7 protein-coding genes are annotated in these 15,186 nt (G+C 51.1%); 2 read left to right on the top strand and 5 right to left on the bottom strand.

Annotated elements, in window-relative coordinates:
- Positions 1-202 precede the first annotated feature (202 nt).
- Entirely contained in the window at positions 203-2,983 is a 2,781-nt protein-coding gene (locus ACQ4M4_RS18935; RefSeq protein WP_430686016.1) for a hypothetical protein, read from the top strand.
- Positions 2,984-3,046: 63 nt separating this feature from the next.
- On the opposite strand, the gene ACQ4M4_RS18940 is transcribed toward ACQ4M4_RS18935, so the two are convergent.
- Positions 3,047-3,679 (bottom strand): hypothetical protein, encoded by a 633-nt coding sequence (locus ACQ4M4_RS18940; protein WP_430686017.1) that lies wholly within the window; start codon positions 3,677-3,679, stop codon positions 3,047-3,049.
- A gap of 396 nt (positions 3,680-4,075) precedes the next feature.
- Positions 4,076-4,774, bottom strand: a complete 699-nt coding sequence (locus tag ACQ4M4_RS18945; RefSeq protein WP_430686018.1) for a GNAT family N-acetyltransferase — start codon at positions 4,772-4,774, stop codon at positions 4,076-4,078.
- Between the two features lie 781 nt (positions 4,775-5,555).
- Here ACQ4M4_RS18945 and ACQ4M4_RS18950 point away from each other — a divergent pair.
- Positions 5,556-9,086: a response regulator gene (locus ACQ4M4_RS18950; RefSeq protein ID WP_430686019.1), complete on the top strand. Its 3,531-nt coding sequence runs from the start codon at positions 5,556-5,558 to the stop codon at positions 9,084-9,086.
- Between the two features lie 2,147 nt (positions 9,087-11,233).
- Here the strand turns inward: ACQ4M4_RS18950 and ACQ4M4_RS18955 are convergent.
- The 3 genes from ACQ4M4_RS18955 to ACQ4M4_RS18965 form a co-directional block, all read right to left on the bottom strand.
- On the bottom strand, positions 11,234-13,507 hold the full coding sequence (locus tag ACQ4M4_RS18955) for a tetratricopeptide repeat protein (protein ID WP_430686020.1): 2,274 nt from the start codon (positions 13,505-13,507) through the stop codon (positions 11,234-11,236).
- Positions 13,508-13,943: 436 nt separating this feature from the next.
- A complete protein-coding gene (locus ACQ4M4_RS18960) occupies positions 13,944-14,180 on the bottom strand; it encodes a gas vesicle protein GvpG (protein ID WP_430686021.1) in 237 nt (78 codons plus the stop codon).
- 166 nt (positions 14,181-14,346) lie between these two features.
- A complete protein-coding gene (locus ACQ4M4_RS18965) occupies positions 14,347-15,081 on the bottom strand; it encodes a GvpL/GvpF family gas vesicle protein (protein WP_430686022.1) in 735 nt (244 codons plus the stop codon).
- Positions 15,082-15,186 lie beyond the last annotated feature (105 nt).

Genomic DNA, 15,186 nt, shown 5'->3' on the forward strand with positions numbered 1-15,186 from the left:
CACAGATTGCTAATTTGGGCAACAGGACACAAATGTTCAGGGCACATTCGACCGCAGGGATTTTGGTGATGTAGAGCCATCGTGCGAGCGCACGATGACCAAACTCGAAGCCCAGTTGACCTGACTTGAATGCCTGCAGATACCAACTCCAAGCCAGGTTCGCATCCACCCTGCGGTCGAACGCACGTGACTGAGACGGGTTATGAACAAACCGGAGCATCCCTCCTCCTTTGAATCCTCCAATACAGCATCCGATCATGCAGCATCCGACCACCCCCCAAACCCCGGTCGGATCAAAGTGAATGTGTGGGTAGCTCCCAAATCACGCTGGCGCACTCCGCCCAAATCTGCACCCTTCAAAAAAGCTGCTACCCATTCCATCGCACAGCCTCCGGTCAACACCCAGCCCATCCAGCCGAGTGCCGAACCGATCTCCACTACCGAGCGATCGCCTACAACCCCACAGCCCGTTGCGTCCACCCCGCTGCCTACCACCGCCAAGTTCCACACTTCGCAGCCCAGCGCCGCCGCCGCATCCGACAATCGCCGCACTCATACCACCTCTACAGCCACCACCTCCAGCCCAGAGTCTCCCGTTCAAAATAGCCCCAAACGACCTTTTAGCCGCAAACGACCTCCCACACGCCGGACAGAGCATCCCCCATCTCAGGCAAAAAACCAGCCTCTACCTCGTCCATCTCAGACTTCATCCCCCCCGCGAAAACGTCGGTTGCCATCGGTGCGATCGCTCTCGCCGCTGTTGGTTCTCCTGCTGTGGTTGGGGGTGGGAAGTGCAGTAATCAGCTCTGGTTGGTATGCCTTTTGGCTGGTGATTAATCCGGGTTCGGTCCCTTGGTTGAGCTGGCTTTTTCCAGAATGGAGCCGCGAAGCCGCCCTGTATCAAGATCTGGCTCCCAAGCCCCTGGTACAACTGCAAGCCGAAGCACAGCGACAGGGGTTTGCGCTCGGCGATCCGCTGCCATTGGGATCCCAGGATCAGCCCAACCGCACCGTGCTGGTTCCGGTTTTGTCGAATGGGTCAAACTGCGTTTACGCGACGGGTTGTGGCCGGGTTGAAGAATTGCGGGTATACCACGCTGAAGAGGGCCGTCGAGGCGAGGTCTATCGCTTGGGCGATCGCCTGGGAGTTAAAGGGCCAGACGAGTCATTTATCATTTCTCCCTGGACCCATGCATCATCCGTTGCGCAAGGCTCCTCGCGTCAGTTGCCTTTGCACAAAGCGCAGCTGCTAGAGGGTCAAAAACTCGATGCTGGAGCCTGGTTTTTGCTGAGTGGAACCGAGCGTCGTGGCAATAACCAGTTGCTTTATGGACATATTGGCCGCTACGATCCCCATCGCCAAAAGCTAGAGCTGTTAATGCCTTGGGCTAGCACCACAGGCAAGTTGCCGCGCTGGCAAGCGGTGACGGATGAGCCCATGCCCGAATTAGTGATTGAGCAAACCGTGGGAATTGAACCTCGGTTTTTAGTCTATCAGGCAAAATTGCCCAAAACGGTGGCCGATCCAATCGAGCTGATGCCGATTTCCATGCAGGAAACGGTGCTGAAGCACAACTCTTACGAAAGTGCACTGGTGCTAGCCCGTGCTGGATTGTGGACTCCGGCATTGGAAGTGATCCAGCAGGCAAAATTACGCTTGGGCGATCGCTGGTCTCCTAGGGCTCAGAGCCAACTGGATGTGATCGCCATGCACGCCGCCTTTACCAAGGCACAGGCAGATCAAGACTGGGCCAGTGCAACGCAGCGAATTACGGCTCTCATTTACGATGGCCGATGGGAGGCAGCTTGGGCCATGCTCAGAACGGCGATCGCGCAGGGATCTGATATTTTGAACCTGCTGAAAAGCGATGAGAACCGCATTTGGCAGCGGGTGCAAGCCGCAGAGCGAGTCAGCCCTGGGCGGCTCGATGTACAACGCTGGGGCGGCATGATTGTCTATGCCCGCCAGGGACGAGCAGCCGCGATCGCCTGGTTGAACCGAGAAGGAGCAAAAGCGACTACAGGCCAATCTTCTGCCGTGCAAACCCTGATGCAAGAATTAGATAACACCCCGGTTGCCCTGGAACACCTCCCAACCTATGTCAGTCGTTTGTATGGGGTAGCGCGTCCCCTCACTCGCATTAACCCGAAGGAATGGCGAACTCCGACTGGGGCAGCGTTGCCCACTGCCAACTCAAACCAAGCCTGGTATCGAATTGAGTTGGACGGATTTTACAACGGACAACGGTGGGTGCAATCGCCCTTTGAAGCGGTCACAGCCAATGGCGCAACCGCTCGCTATGTGTGGACTTTGCTAGGTTTACAAACCAACACAGACCTGCAACTTGCTTTTTGGAACGCCCAAGAACAATTGCAATATTTGCGGGCACCGGTGCACGCCGTGCAGTGGCACAACGGAACCATTTCGCTGTTGGCTCTGGGCGATTTACAGCCGCCAGAGCATCAAAATAAACCCTTGTTGGCGATCGCACCCAATACCTTGAACCTGGTTGCAGGCAGCTCCATGACGCTGCAAGCCTTGTCGGATCAAGCCCCGGAACAAGCTTCGCTCATCATTTTCAGTTTGGTGCAGGAGTTTCGTCAGCAGGGCGAGGTAGACCTAACTCGTAGCCAACCCCACGAACTACTGGCCATGCTCGGCAATTGGACAGTCCAGTATCTTGATGTGACAGGGGATGTCACTCCCGAAGCAGTGATTTCTGGGACAATGCCCACTCTACAGTCATCAGAGCTAACGTTCGCCGCCACATCAACTGAGGCAGAACCAGCAGCGCTCCTATCATCCAAAACGTTTATCCTACAAACCAATGGAGATTTGTTGTATAGCGAGTTGGAAGATAAAACTCAGCGATTCCTGGCGATCGCAACACTCACAGAAGCCGCAGCCCCAACCCTATTAGTTGAACGGGCAAGCGAGTACCACATCCTGCAATGGCGCGATCGCAGCAAATCTTTCGAGTAATGATGGTACTAGGAACCGCTGGCTACAGCCACCTTCCCAGTCACACGCAGAGTGAGTCGTCCATTAAGCCCGAACTTTGAGCGTCAGCCTTCCGGGTGGACGCCGAGCCAGCCGCACCGTTGTTGGCAATACACCAACCAGCATCGCCAAAGCATCATCGGGGACCCGGTTCACGGTCTCTGCATCAAAGTAAATTTCAAATTGGTTTAGAATCATGCGGGCTCGTTCGCTAGGCTGCGATGCATCGGTAAATTGCTGCGCCAGCCGAATCCACTGTCGGCGAATCATATACGCCTCTTGGCGTTCTTCTGCGGTAGCAGGCCGCGAGAGAGACAGATCGCCAATCACAATCACCGCTTTGCAGTCTTCATCAAAGCACCCACCGACTGCGGCCCCTGGCCCAGCAAACTCGGCATGAAATTCTTTGCAGATAATTAGTCCGTTGCGACGCTTTTTATCTACAACAAGCAGATGTCCAGCGCGAATCGAACGAGCGATCGCCTCGGGACTTGATAAATCAGCCGGTTCTGCTGGGTCAACACCGCCACTCTGCACAGCTTGCATTGCCAAGGCCTGAGCTCCAAAACCGACCACCGTTTGGGCTGTTGAATACGCAACTCCACTCTCCCCAATTTCACTGAGACAATAACCGCTATTAGAAACGGTTAGGTGGTGCTGCTGGTTGTCGCTATCCATTCTAACGAACATGATTCAAAACCATAAGGCAAATTCCCACCAGAGCCTACGAATCAACACTGTTGACAGCCTTAAACCGGAGATGCAAGTTGATCGATACCGCGCTCAATCTATCACCTTAAATACAGACTTCCCAGAACTTGGTGAGAAAACGAAACTAAAAGAGCAAAACCAATCAAGTTAGCGCTCGGCTGAGTGAGATTCAGGAAATGAGCAGGCATCTGAATGGAGTGACTCAAATTCTTATCAAGCCCCCAAATCAGAAAGACAGTTGAGGAGGTGTACTTAATTCAATTATTTTCATTCTAGAGCAAGGGAACTGAGGGATTGCAATTCCTCGGGGGTGGTTTAGAGCATTGCAAAGAAGACAACTTCTTTTATGAAGAGATGGTGAAGCTATGCCGATTGAGGGTTGACAAGCGGCTTGTGCAGCAGTATCTGTCGAGGCTGCCCCAACAGTCCTGAGATGAAGTCAGGCTCAACTCGAACCGTCTCATAGCCCAATTTGGTATAGAGCGATCGCGCTGGTTCGTTATTTTCCAAAACATGCAGATACACATCGCGATAGCCCCATGACAGGGCAACCTGTTCGCTCGATCGCAACAGTCGTTCCGCCACGCCCTTGCGTCGGCCCGCCTGGGCAACTGCCAGGTTCGATACATAGGGATAGCGACGGCCAAAAGTTTGCCAGATAGGTGTTGTGGGCGATCGCAAGGTCATTTCGACAGTCCCTACTGGCTGGTCTACTCGCTGCATGCCATCGGTACTGGGTTCTGTAGCAGCGGCAGATGGAGAAGAATCCAACGTGGCCTCTGCCCGTTGCAAAGCAACCAAACACACATAGGTTGACGCCCGTTGATTAAGGCGCGATTTCAAATCTTCTCGAATCCCCAACCGCAGCAATGGATAGAGCCAACCGCCCAGCCCCGCCTGAGGATGAAAACTACTCGCCAGAATATCGGCGATCGCATCCACATCGCCAGGTCGCAGCGTACGAATCAAAGGATAGGGTTGGGAAAGAGTCGGATAGGAAAGCTCTGATTCTGAAGGCACAACTGGGCGGTAATGGCGAGCAACATGGATCTGCTCTGTCATTTTAGCTCTGCAGCTAGAGCCTTTTGGAGAAATCCTAGTTCAAGTCAATAGTCTGCGGAAATCGCGGGTCGCTCTCAGGAAACTGAGTCCAGCTAAATCTAAAATGGATGCATGCTCAAGCAAGGGTGCCAAAAACAGAGGTAGACGCGAAAATTTGCCGATTTTGCGGCAATTTACACCACATAGTTAAGCGAAGCCCTCTTAGAGTAGCATTCAAGCAGGGTACAAGGGTGCAGGTAGATTGCTCTATATCTCAAAGGGTTTATATGAGGTTAAAAACGGGGGTTTTACGGGACTGATGTCTCCGTCAGCATCCATCGATGGCCGAGCTAACCAGAATACGTAAGAGCCTATGGAATACACCCCTAAGTCATCAGCAAGTTGCTAATTTTGTGATTCCTCTCGTTACCATTCTCTCGATCTTGGGAATCTTATGAAGGGGTGTATTTGGTTGAGAATGGCGTGGTTTGCTGAGCGATCGCCCACTCGGTGAACCTTTCTTAGCCACTAAAACGCAGTAGAGTTTTACTGTACTCGCTCAAAGCGTTGAAGATGGCGGCTCAATTTCGAGATGTGTTTCCACCGAGGAAGCCAAGGTAAGCGATTAACGTGTCCCAAATCAGTAGAGTAGTAGTGACCCTTGACAGGAAAACAGAATGAACAGCATGCGGAAATACGGCTGAGGCTGTTGGTTCTATTGGAGTGCATAGCAGTTCATGGTGGTTTGAAGGGAACCTAGCGTTCAATCAACAATCCTGTCTACAAGGCTGGAGAGCGATGTATGGTGGTGCTACAGCAAGTGAAACCTAAAATTCTGGTCGTTGACGACGAGCCAGACAATCTAGATTTGCTTTATCGCACCTTTCATCGCGAATACAAGGTGCTGCGAGCAGAAAGTGGGCCTGAAGCCTTAGATCTTCTCTCTCAAGAGGGGGGAGATATTGCGGTAATTATTTCCGACCAGCGCATGCCGCTGATGAGCGGAACCGAATTTTTGAGCTTGACGGCCACTCAGTATCCCGACATTATTCGAATTATTTTGACGGGATATACCGATGTTGAGGATTTGGTAGAAGCTATCAACTCGGGAAAAGTCTTTAAATATGTAACCAAGCCGTGGGATGACGAAGAGCTAAAAGGTGTCGTAAGGCAGGCGGTTGATACCCACAACGTGCTGAAAACGCGAACCCAAGAGCTGCGGCGCACCCTCAGGCAAGAGTCATTGCTGAATGCGGTCACCAATACCATTCGCAGTGCGCTCAACTACAAGGAAATTTTGCAGACCATCGTAGAAACGATGGGCCATATGTTTGAGGTAGATTGCTGCATCATTCGCCCCATTCATCATGGGCGCTTGGAAGATGAGCTATTTACCTATCGAGCGAAGCAGCTGGCCGAGAATGGCGACATTGCCCACGATCCGTTACGGGCTGATGTGTTGATGCACACCGTATGGGATACCCAGGATGTGCTGGTTATTAATGATGTGCAGACGGATGAGCACATTCTGTCTAATGCGGCGGCTCAGTCTGCCTATGCGATCGCCGATATTCAATCAACGCTGGTGGTTCCGTTAGTTTGCCGCAAAGAGCTGGCGGCGGTATTGGCGCTGCACCAGTGCGGCAAACCTCGAATCTGGCAGGGAGATGAGGTTCAGCTGGTGATCATGGTGGCAGACCAAGCCGCACTAGCCCTGGCCCAAGCTCAGGCTTATGAGCAGGTGCGCGCGTTGGCCCGGCGAGAAGCACTGGTCAACACCATTACCACAGCAATTCGTTCTAGCTTAGATCCACAGGATATTTTTGCCGCGATTACTCAGCAGTTGGGACAAGCTCTGCATGTGGATGGGTGTGCCCTGTCGCTGTGGACCGATGACGATGAGGTGGTGCATTGTGTGGGGCTACACGATACGACGCCCCAAGCCGAGAGCGATCGCACCCTCACAACCTCTGAAGATAGTACTGGCCTCGAATCGTGGCAGGACTTGCTCGATCCAGGCGCACAGGCTTCGGTTTCGTCTTTGTTAGACGAGTGGCACCCCAGCCGATCTCTACCCCAGTCGCTAGTTCCGATTGACGGCAACCCCGTGCTGAAGCGGTTGATGGAAACTCAGGCACCCGTTGTCATTGACGATTTGCAGGCCAATCCCGACCTGAACGTAGTGGATTTGCCGTTGCGATCGCCTGCTCGTTCCCTACTCGTTGTACCGCTTTTGTCAGATGGCAAAATTATTGGCAGTATCTCGCTGCGACAGGTTTCGCAGCCCCGCCACTGGCAGCCAGAAGAAGTGGACCTAGCGCAAGCAGTGGCCGCCCAAGCCGCGATCGCCGTTCAGCAATCCCGCCTGTACCAAAAAACACGGCAGCAAGCAGAACAGTTGTTGGAGCTGGATCGCCAAAAGACCGAATTTTTCCAAAACGTCTCTCACGAATTCCGCACACCCCTCACCCTGACGATTGGCCCATTGGAATCGGCTGTGAACCAAAAACAGGGGCTCAGCTACGACCAATCGGTGATTGCACTGCGCAACTCGCGGCGATTGCTGCGGTTGGTGAACCAATTGCTAGACTTACAGCGGCTTGATGCAGGGCGGATGCAGCCTACGTTTCGGCCTTGCAAGCTGTCGGAGTTTGCGCTGCAAATTGTGGAGTCGTTTCGCGCCTATTGCGATCGCAAACAGATTGATCTGCGAACCTTTATTAGCGAGTGCCCGCCAGTTTACTTAGATGTTGAAAAGTTTGACAAGGTACTGTACAATCTGCTATCCAACGCGATGAAGTTTACGCCAGCAAACGGCAGCATTACGGTCACCGTGACTCCCGCTGGCGACCATTGCCAAATCAAAGTCCAAGACACCGGCATTGGTATTCGCAAAGATCAAATTCCCCATTTGTTTGAGCGTTTTCGCCAGGCTGATGGTTCCACCAGCCGCCACTACGAGGGCAGCGGCTTAGGCTTGGCATTGGTCAAGGAATTGGTTGAGTTGCATGGGGGCAAGGTTTCTGTTGAGTCTGAGTATGGTCAGGGCACAACCTTTATCATTTGGCTGCAAACTGGAATTGCTCACTTGCCACCCGACCAGGTTATCGAAGTTCCGACCGAGCTAGAGCACACGCGGGCCAATGTTGAGCTAGCCGATGTAGAAGCCGGTACCGATCAACCTCTGGCAAGCGCCAATGCAATGGAGGCAGTTATTCCCCCAGCACTGGCTGCCGATGCGATCGCCGCAGAGAGTGCCGAAAACCAGCCAACTTACACCGTGTTAGTCGTGGATGACAACACCGACATGCGAGCCTACATTGCTGGAATTTTGCAGCAGGCTGGGCATCAAGTGTTGACAGCCCGTAATGGAGCCGAAGGGTTTCAACTAACGCAAACAAACCGTCCCCATCTCATCATCACAGACTTGATGATGCCCATGGTGTCGGGCCTAGAAATGATCCGGATGATTCGCAATCAGCCCGATCTGAAAGGCACACCGATTGTGCTCGTTACGGCTAAGGCCGACGAGGAAACCCGCATTGAAGGGGTAGAGCAAGGAGCAGATGGCTACCTATCCAAACCGTTCAACGCAAGGGAACTGTTAGCTGAGGTGCGAAATCTGTTGGCATTGAAGGACAGTGAACGTCGCATTACTCAGCTCAATAATTATCTGACCGAGTCGGTGCTAGGCCGATTTTTACCACCGCAACTGGTCGAAAAAGCAGCTCAGGGCGAACTCGCCTTGGATCTGCGCCCCGAACCGCGCATGATTACGATCTTGTTCAGCGATATTATTGGCTTCACTCAACTATCCAATACGCTGCGATCGCGCCGCGTTGCTGAACTGCTCAACGAATATCTCACCGAAATGACCCATGCCATTTTTGAACATGGGGGAACGGTTGATAAGTTCATGGGAGATGCAATTCTTGCAATCTTTGGTGCGCCTGAGGAAATTAGCCCAAATGAGCAGGTGAGGCGGGCGATCGCTGCTGCCCGTAGAATGTATCGCACCCTCAGCGAACTCAATCGCCGCTGGATTGAGCGCGGCATCATTACCGAAGAAAATCGAGTTCAGTTCCGCTGCGGTATTCACCAGGGCACCGCTGTTGTGGGCATGTTTGGCGGAGCAGAGCGAGCAGACTACACAGCCATTGGCCCTAGTGTCAACATTGCTGCACGCATTCAAGAAGTTGCCGAAGCAAATTCTATTCTTGTATCTGCTGCCGTTGCCGACTATCTTGACCAAGATACCATCACAAAATTCAGCCCATTAGAGCTACGAGGCGTCGATGAAACTGTGCTGACTTTCCAAATTCACCCCGATTAAGCAAGCACACTTTACGGGCTACTCACTCAGCATATGAGCCATATTGGCAGGCTGCATGGTTTTCAGTCGATCGTGCAGCTAATTTAATTAGGGATGGCGATCGCCCTGTTCTTTTCACGCCAGTTTGGGTTCAGGGTTTTTCCAAGAATTCGCACCACATAATCTTTAGAAACGCCTACTTACGGCACGCTGCGCACGCGCCACGCAACGATTCATGGTTCAAAACGCCATTCATGCAGGAATCCTCATATTTCACGAAAAGTTACGTGCAATGTTTAGCAGAGTCAGCACCTATTTTTAACATCAGTTTTAGTTAAGAGCTGTTCTGAAGTTTGCGCGACGCGCACGCAAAAATGGACGCTTCAGCTTATCCAAAACTCACGTTATTCTTAGGGACAAAAAAGAGACTGAATAGGAGATTTCCAACCTCAACGCCAAAGGGGCCATCTTGAGGCCCCTTTCATCTTGCAAAACTACATTTAAAGAAAGCAAACAAGGGGGGGGTTACGCAGTTATACCCCTACCATACTTAGCCTTGGCGCGTGCTTCGTTGCCTTTGGAGCTTGAGCATTTGCAAGCACAACTGCTTCTAAATCTGGCATTTCTTGCCAGCAGTGTGGGCAAAACCAGTAAATGTGATTGTAGCGAGCATGACGCAATAACGTTTCAGAGCAGCAAGGACAAGTATGCATAGCACCAACACAATTACTAAAGGGTAATCAAAACAATCGGAGGCAAATAGTCCTCACACATCAATAGAACACGACTTAGTACGAGACCTTAAACTTCAACTGATTAACCCAGCTTCATCACACATGCTGGAGTTAATTTATGAAGCGAAGAATCAGCTATTTAGTGAACGTTTTAAGACTGAATTCTGTGGGGCAGATACTCCTGCCGACAATTACTATTGAACAACCGTTGACATCAAAACACAAGATAACTAAAGAAATCGTAATGCGTTAGCAACAATCTTAAACATACCTTTTTCAACCCTTGGATGAGCGTGATTTATTGATGTTTTTTATACCGTTTCTTCAAGACTTTGATATACCTTTTGAAGGAGATTATAAGCTTGCTCTTGATGAACTCCCTTGATTAAGTTTTAAGCACTAATTTTGATAAATCATTTGACCACAAATAGACATTTAACTTTTTCCAAACCCAAAACTACCGATAAATACCATCCATGCGGTTTATAAAATCCTGTTTCACTTCATCTAAATCAACAGAAATGAAAGCGAACCGCTCAGCAAGATGCTATAAAACTTGACGTCCCAAAGGCAGACGCACCATGATGAATCACCAGATTTTAGCAGGCGAGAACGATTCTTGTAACGCACGAAGTCTCTATATCGGGCGAACTGGCGATCGCCCAAAGAACCGCTTGCCGTCCAATACCAGACCTGCCACCACAAAATTTGGGTTTAGTCCCTCAGGGCTGCTATACAGAAATCCGTACATTTAGATATAAGAAGATATCTTGCCAAAATTTTGGTGTGGAATGCGTCTCTAAACAGCCTGAGTAAGCACTAATTGGAATCATATTTGCAGATAATATCAATTGCTTTTGTATCAAAAGGTGATTCATTAGGAAAATAAAAATTGCTTGCAGAGCAGATCATATATTTGGGAAATCTTTGTACGAGAAGAATGGTTGAGCCTGGTAAAGAGCTGACAGCTTTTTTTGTTAGATTTGTAACAGTTTTGGCTCATTTAATTGTGCTCTGTGTTACACGGTGTCACATCAATCGAAAGAATGATTTTACAGCTGGCGATCGCGCCAAGATAGAGCTTGCGTCATCGACGTTCAATCATCTATTTAATTATCTCAGTGCAAGATATTTTACGGTTTAGTAAAGATGGAGATAAAGCCGAGCTTGCTTATATCTAAAGAGGAATTGATAAAAGGCTGAAATTAGTTAGCTTTAAGCCGAAATTTGCTCGAAGCTTCACAGCATCCCGTTTAGTTTCTGGCAAGGCAAGCTACTGGCAAAAGCACTTGATGTTGCACATAAACCGTGTATGGCCAACTGTGCCGTTGATGCCTAAGCAAGTTGACCCTATATAAAACGTTGTGTTTGGCAATCTGTCCACAGTCTAGCTATCGACACACCACAGCTTTTGGGTTGCACAGTGAACCCCAGCTAGCTGATGCGTCCTAGCACTTCGGGCAGCAGCTCGGCTGGCAAATGCGACAGCGCCCGGTTTTGGCCATCAATGCCTCCACGTTCGTAGCATTTGCGAACCATCTGGATCACGTGGCTCATCGCTGCTTGGCGGAGTTTGGGATTGTGAGACCAACCTTGAAGGGCTTGTAAATGGTGGCCGAGAGCTGCTTCGCGATGTACGGTACGCTCCTCGGAGGAAAGGTTGAGCTGTTCATCTTCGGCAATGCGCTGATGGGCAAGGGCAAGATTGGTGTGAGTTGCAGATGGATCGAAGCTGAAGGTGGTGGCTGGCGACTGCGCTAACACGTCTTGAACGGTATTGAGAGAGGCGGTGTAGGCGTCGATCACTTGGGTAAGATATTCAAACCGCAACTCTGCATCGTATTGCTCAGCATTGAGTAAATGCCAAAAGGCTGTGCCCAGGTTGTTTTGAGTGGCGGCATAGGCCAGCGGAACCTGCTCGCGGGTGCGATACCGCAGGGCAATTCGATAGGCGCTGATGGCCATGGTGAGCATGGATTGGGGCGTATCGTACTGAGCCAAGTTCCAATAGGCCGTGCCCAAGTTGTTTTGAATCATGCCGTAGTGGAGGATATCGGCTTCGGGGGTGGAATAGTAGAGCGCTTCGGTATAAGCGGCGATCGCCTGTCTGATGTAGGTTTCAGGCTGCTGATGCTGGGCCAAATTCCACAAGGTGGTGCCCAAATTATTTTGGGTCGAAGCATAGCCTGCCGGGTCTGTTTGGGGTTGTTGATGGGCGAGTGCTTGTTGGTATGCCGCAGCGGAGTGCTGTAAGTTGACAATTGGTTCTTGATGCCGTGCGAGATCTGCATACGCACTGCCCAAGTTGTTGTACACCATGGCACAGTGCGCAGACTGGGTTTGTGGATTCAGCCGTTTCAAGGCCGAGCGATAGGAGCGAATGCTGTGGTTGAGCTGGGCGATCGCCTCTTCGCTTGTGTCCGCACTGCGCGATCGCATCCAAGACAAATTGCCCAAATCGTTGAGAATATCCACCCACAAAGGCGAGGTTTCGGCTAGCCAAACAAGAGCTTGTTCGTAAGCTTCGATCGCAAGGGTAACCGTGTGTGGAGCAGTGTTACCTTGCTCAATGCGATCGCGGTATAAATCGCCCAACGAACGATATGCCGCAGCCAGTTCGGCAGGCTTTGAGGATTGCCGATGCAGTTGCTCGATATGCTCGGCCTGCCGCATGGCTGGGTAATCATCAGCTGGAATGTTCAGAGCAAAGCGAGGAGGCTGAGCCAAGACTACAGCCGGGGTTTGAATTAGTAGTGATGCAGGGCGTTGGGCAGGCTGTGGGTGTTGGGATTTGGGAACTGCCAGTGAAGCAGCGATCGCGGTTCCGGTCGGTTGGATAATACCCGTAGGCTGAATCACGGTCGTGGCGATCGCGGCTTGAGCAGTCTCACGCGGCAACGGAGAACTGATGGTCAACTGGGTGACAGTTAAAACATGAGCTTGAGAGGCGATCGCCCGCTCTTGATGGTTTTGATGGTTTTGATGATTGACCGTTTTTTTAGCAGGGTCAGCTTTTTTAGGCAGGTCGGCGAGTTGCGCGTCGGTAGCTCGTTCGGTACGGGTGCCAACCTCGACAGGGCTTGATTGAACCTGTTGAGCGTGGGTCAATGCCGAATCGTCGGACAGTGCTTTAGGCTCTCCCACAAACTCAAACACCGCAGTACGGCAACGCCAAAATTCCTGCGCCGATTGCTGCACCATACGAAACCAAGGCTGCGGCATCCACACCAACAGCGTGGAGTCGAGCATGGGCAAACTACGCTCAATGCTTTGCAAATTGGTGAGAAAAACGCGTTGAATGGCGGCGGGTTGGCGAGTTAAGCGCTCAATGCCAACAAACTGAAAGGCAGGCATGGGCAGCCGTCGTTTGCCAACGAGCGGTGGTGGATGCTGGCTAAGCCACTGGGCCATTTGCCCTACCGGATTGGGGTTGCGAACATCGAGCGACACCGTCACGAGTCGCGGATATTCTCGCCGCATGCCGTCGCCCGTGCGATCGCGCAATGAGTCTAGTGAAGAACCACCCGTGAAGGCTGCCGTATGCAACAGATCGACCTCCAATTGCCGAGCAAGGCGATCGCGCATCGGTAAGTCATCGCATACGGCAACAAAGATCTGCCGACGAAGGCTTAAACTAAGGGCCACTTTTAACCGCAAATACATTTGCTGGTTATGCCCCAAAATTTTACGAGAATAAATATCTGCCACAGAGGAACTAGAGACGATGTCAGGAGGTGATTTTGAACAGTTGCAAGATATACACCTCTTCAGACGCTCTGAACTTCCTTCAGGACAAGATGTAGCGAATCAAGGAGTTCTGAAACCCCAAATCTGTTGAGAACATCAAGCCACGACAAACTAACAAAAAACCGAATCGCTTGCCCCCAAAGGTGCAAACCATTCGGTTTGGAACTGACACAAACGGTCTCCAATGCCCAAAAGCGCATCATTTCAGAATCGGCAAACCGTTAGAAGAATGAGGGTAATTGCGCCTGCACTCCTCAAAATAGACCTCTTGCGTGAATTGTTGGGTGGCAGTGCCACCCAACAATTCACGCCATCAAACATGCATTTATGCAAGAAGTCCAATCAACGGTCATCGATGCAAAAGCATTGGAGGGGTAAATTGACAGAAGAACCGCACCTAAGCAGCTTCCTCTTCCATAGCTTGAATGGCAAGCAGTAGTTCCTCTTCTTGGGCTTCAAACTCATCTTCGGGCACGTCGCCCATATCAAATGCGAGCTGTAGGGCCAACAGTTGCTTTTTCAAGTTTTCTTTCACGTCTAGTTGAGGCTCGGCTTGCTCCAAAATCTTTTCGGCAATCCACGATAAGCCATTAACCGGGGCAATAATTGGAGCCATAAGCAGATCGAGAAACATAGCGTTGTGCCTTTGGATGAACGAATCTTGAACAGAGTCAGGAGCGAAACAGAATCAGGCGTGAACGGTTGCCCTAGGGCTAAACTGGTCATGCAGTTAGGGTTCCCAGGGCAGGTCATTAATGGAGGGTAAAACGGCGAATGCTAGCTTGCATGGACGACAACCCCTAGTTCAACCGAGCAAAGTTGAACGGTGCCGTGAAGTTGTTGTAGCGAATTTTGAGGCGACCCTCGAATTGCGCATCGAGGGCTTCGACCTGCCGGCCAAAGGTGGCTTCTTCATTCCAGGGAATGAGATAAGCCGCGTTGTAGATCATGGCTGGGGTCATGGAGTCGTTTTCGATCACGTCCGTGGCTAACGGGTTTAGCGTTGCCCGAAATTCTTGAATGATCTGCTGTTTGCGGTCTTCGAGCGATCGCTCAATGGCCTGACCAATTTTCACAACTTCATCCATACTCAGGGCTTTGCCCTCTAGGCGATCGCGCTCGGTGCGTAGCGCCTCATGTTGCTGCATCAGCAGTTCCAACTCTTGATCCTGCTCCCAAAATAGCTTCACGCTCACCTCGCGATGCCCCTCTAGCTTGTGAAACAGCGATTGCAGAGCCTCACCTTGGGGATGGGTAAGCTGCGCCTGCACCGATGACCAATCGTCTACAATCAGTCCAAACTGAAGGGGCAACAGAGTACGATAGCCATGCTCCATCGCGCCCTCAAGCACCCGCTCATGGCCTAGCAAATTTTTGCGGCTAGAGAGATATTTTTTTTGCTTGGCTTCGGAGTAAAGGAAGACAAACCCGTCCAAGTCTTGAGTATGGACAGGTTGATTATCCAGTCCTTCCAAATCGAGTTGTTGCGGGCCTGGATGTGGAAAGATGCCGTAGAGATAGAGTCCGTTTGTCATACCAGCGTATTTTAAGGGGGGATGGAGATACAGTTAGAATTCCCATCTCCCCCGGCAAGATCGCAACAACACAGGTTGGAGCGGATCTAAACAGGTGAAACACAA

The organism is Leptolyngbya sp. AN02str (genome assembly GCF_050565595.1).
Classification (GTDB): domain Bacteria; phylum Cyanobacteriota; class Cyanobacteriia; order Elainellales; family Elainellaceae; genus Kaiparowitsia.

Excerpts from the sequence above, each read along its gene's own strand:
- ACQ4M4_RS18935 (WP_430686016.1), top strand. The coding sequence starts at position 203 with ATGAACAAACCGGAGCATCCCTCCTCCTTTGAATCCTCCAATACAGCA.
- ACQ4M4_RS18940 (WP_430686017.1), bottom strand. The coding sequence starts at position 3,679 with ATGGATAGCGACAACCAGCAGCACCACCTAACCGTTTCTAATAGCGGT.
- ACQ4M4_RS18945 (WP_430686018.1), bottom strand. The coding sequence starts at position 4,774 with ATGACAGAGCAGATCCATGTTGCTCGCCATTACCGCCCAGTTGTGCCT.
- ACQ4M4_RS18950 (WP_430686019.1), top strand. The coding sequence starts at position 5,556 with ATGGTGGTGCTACAGCAAGTGAAACCTAAAATTCTGGTCGTTGACGAC.
- ACQ4M4_RS18960 (WP_430686021.1), bottom strand. The coding sequence starts at position 14,180 with ATGTTTCTCGATCTGCTTATGGCTCCAATTATTGCCCCGGTTAATGGC.
- ACQ4M4_RS18965 (WP_430686022.1), bottom strand. The coding sequence starts at position 15,081 with ATGACAAACGGACTCTATCTCTACGGCATCTTTCCACATCCAGGCCCG.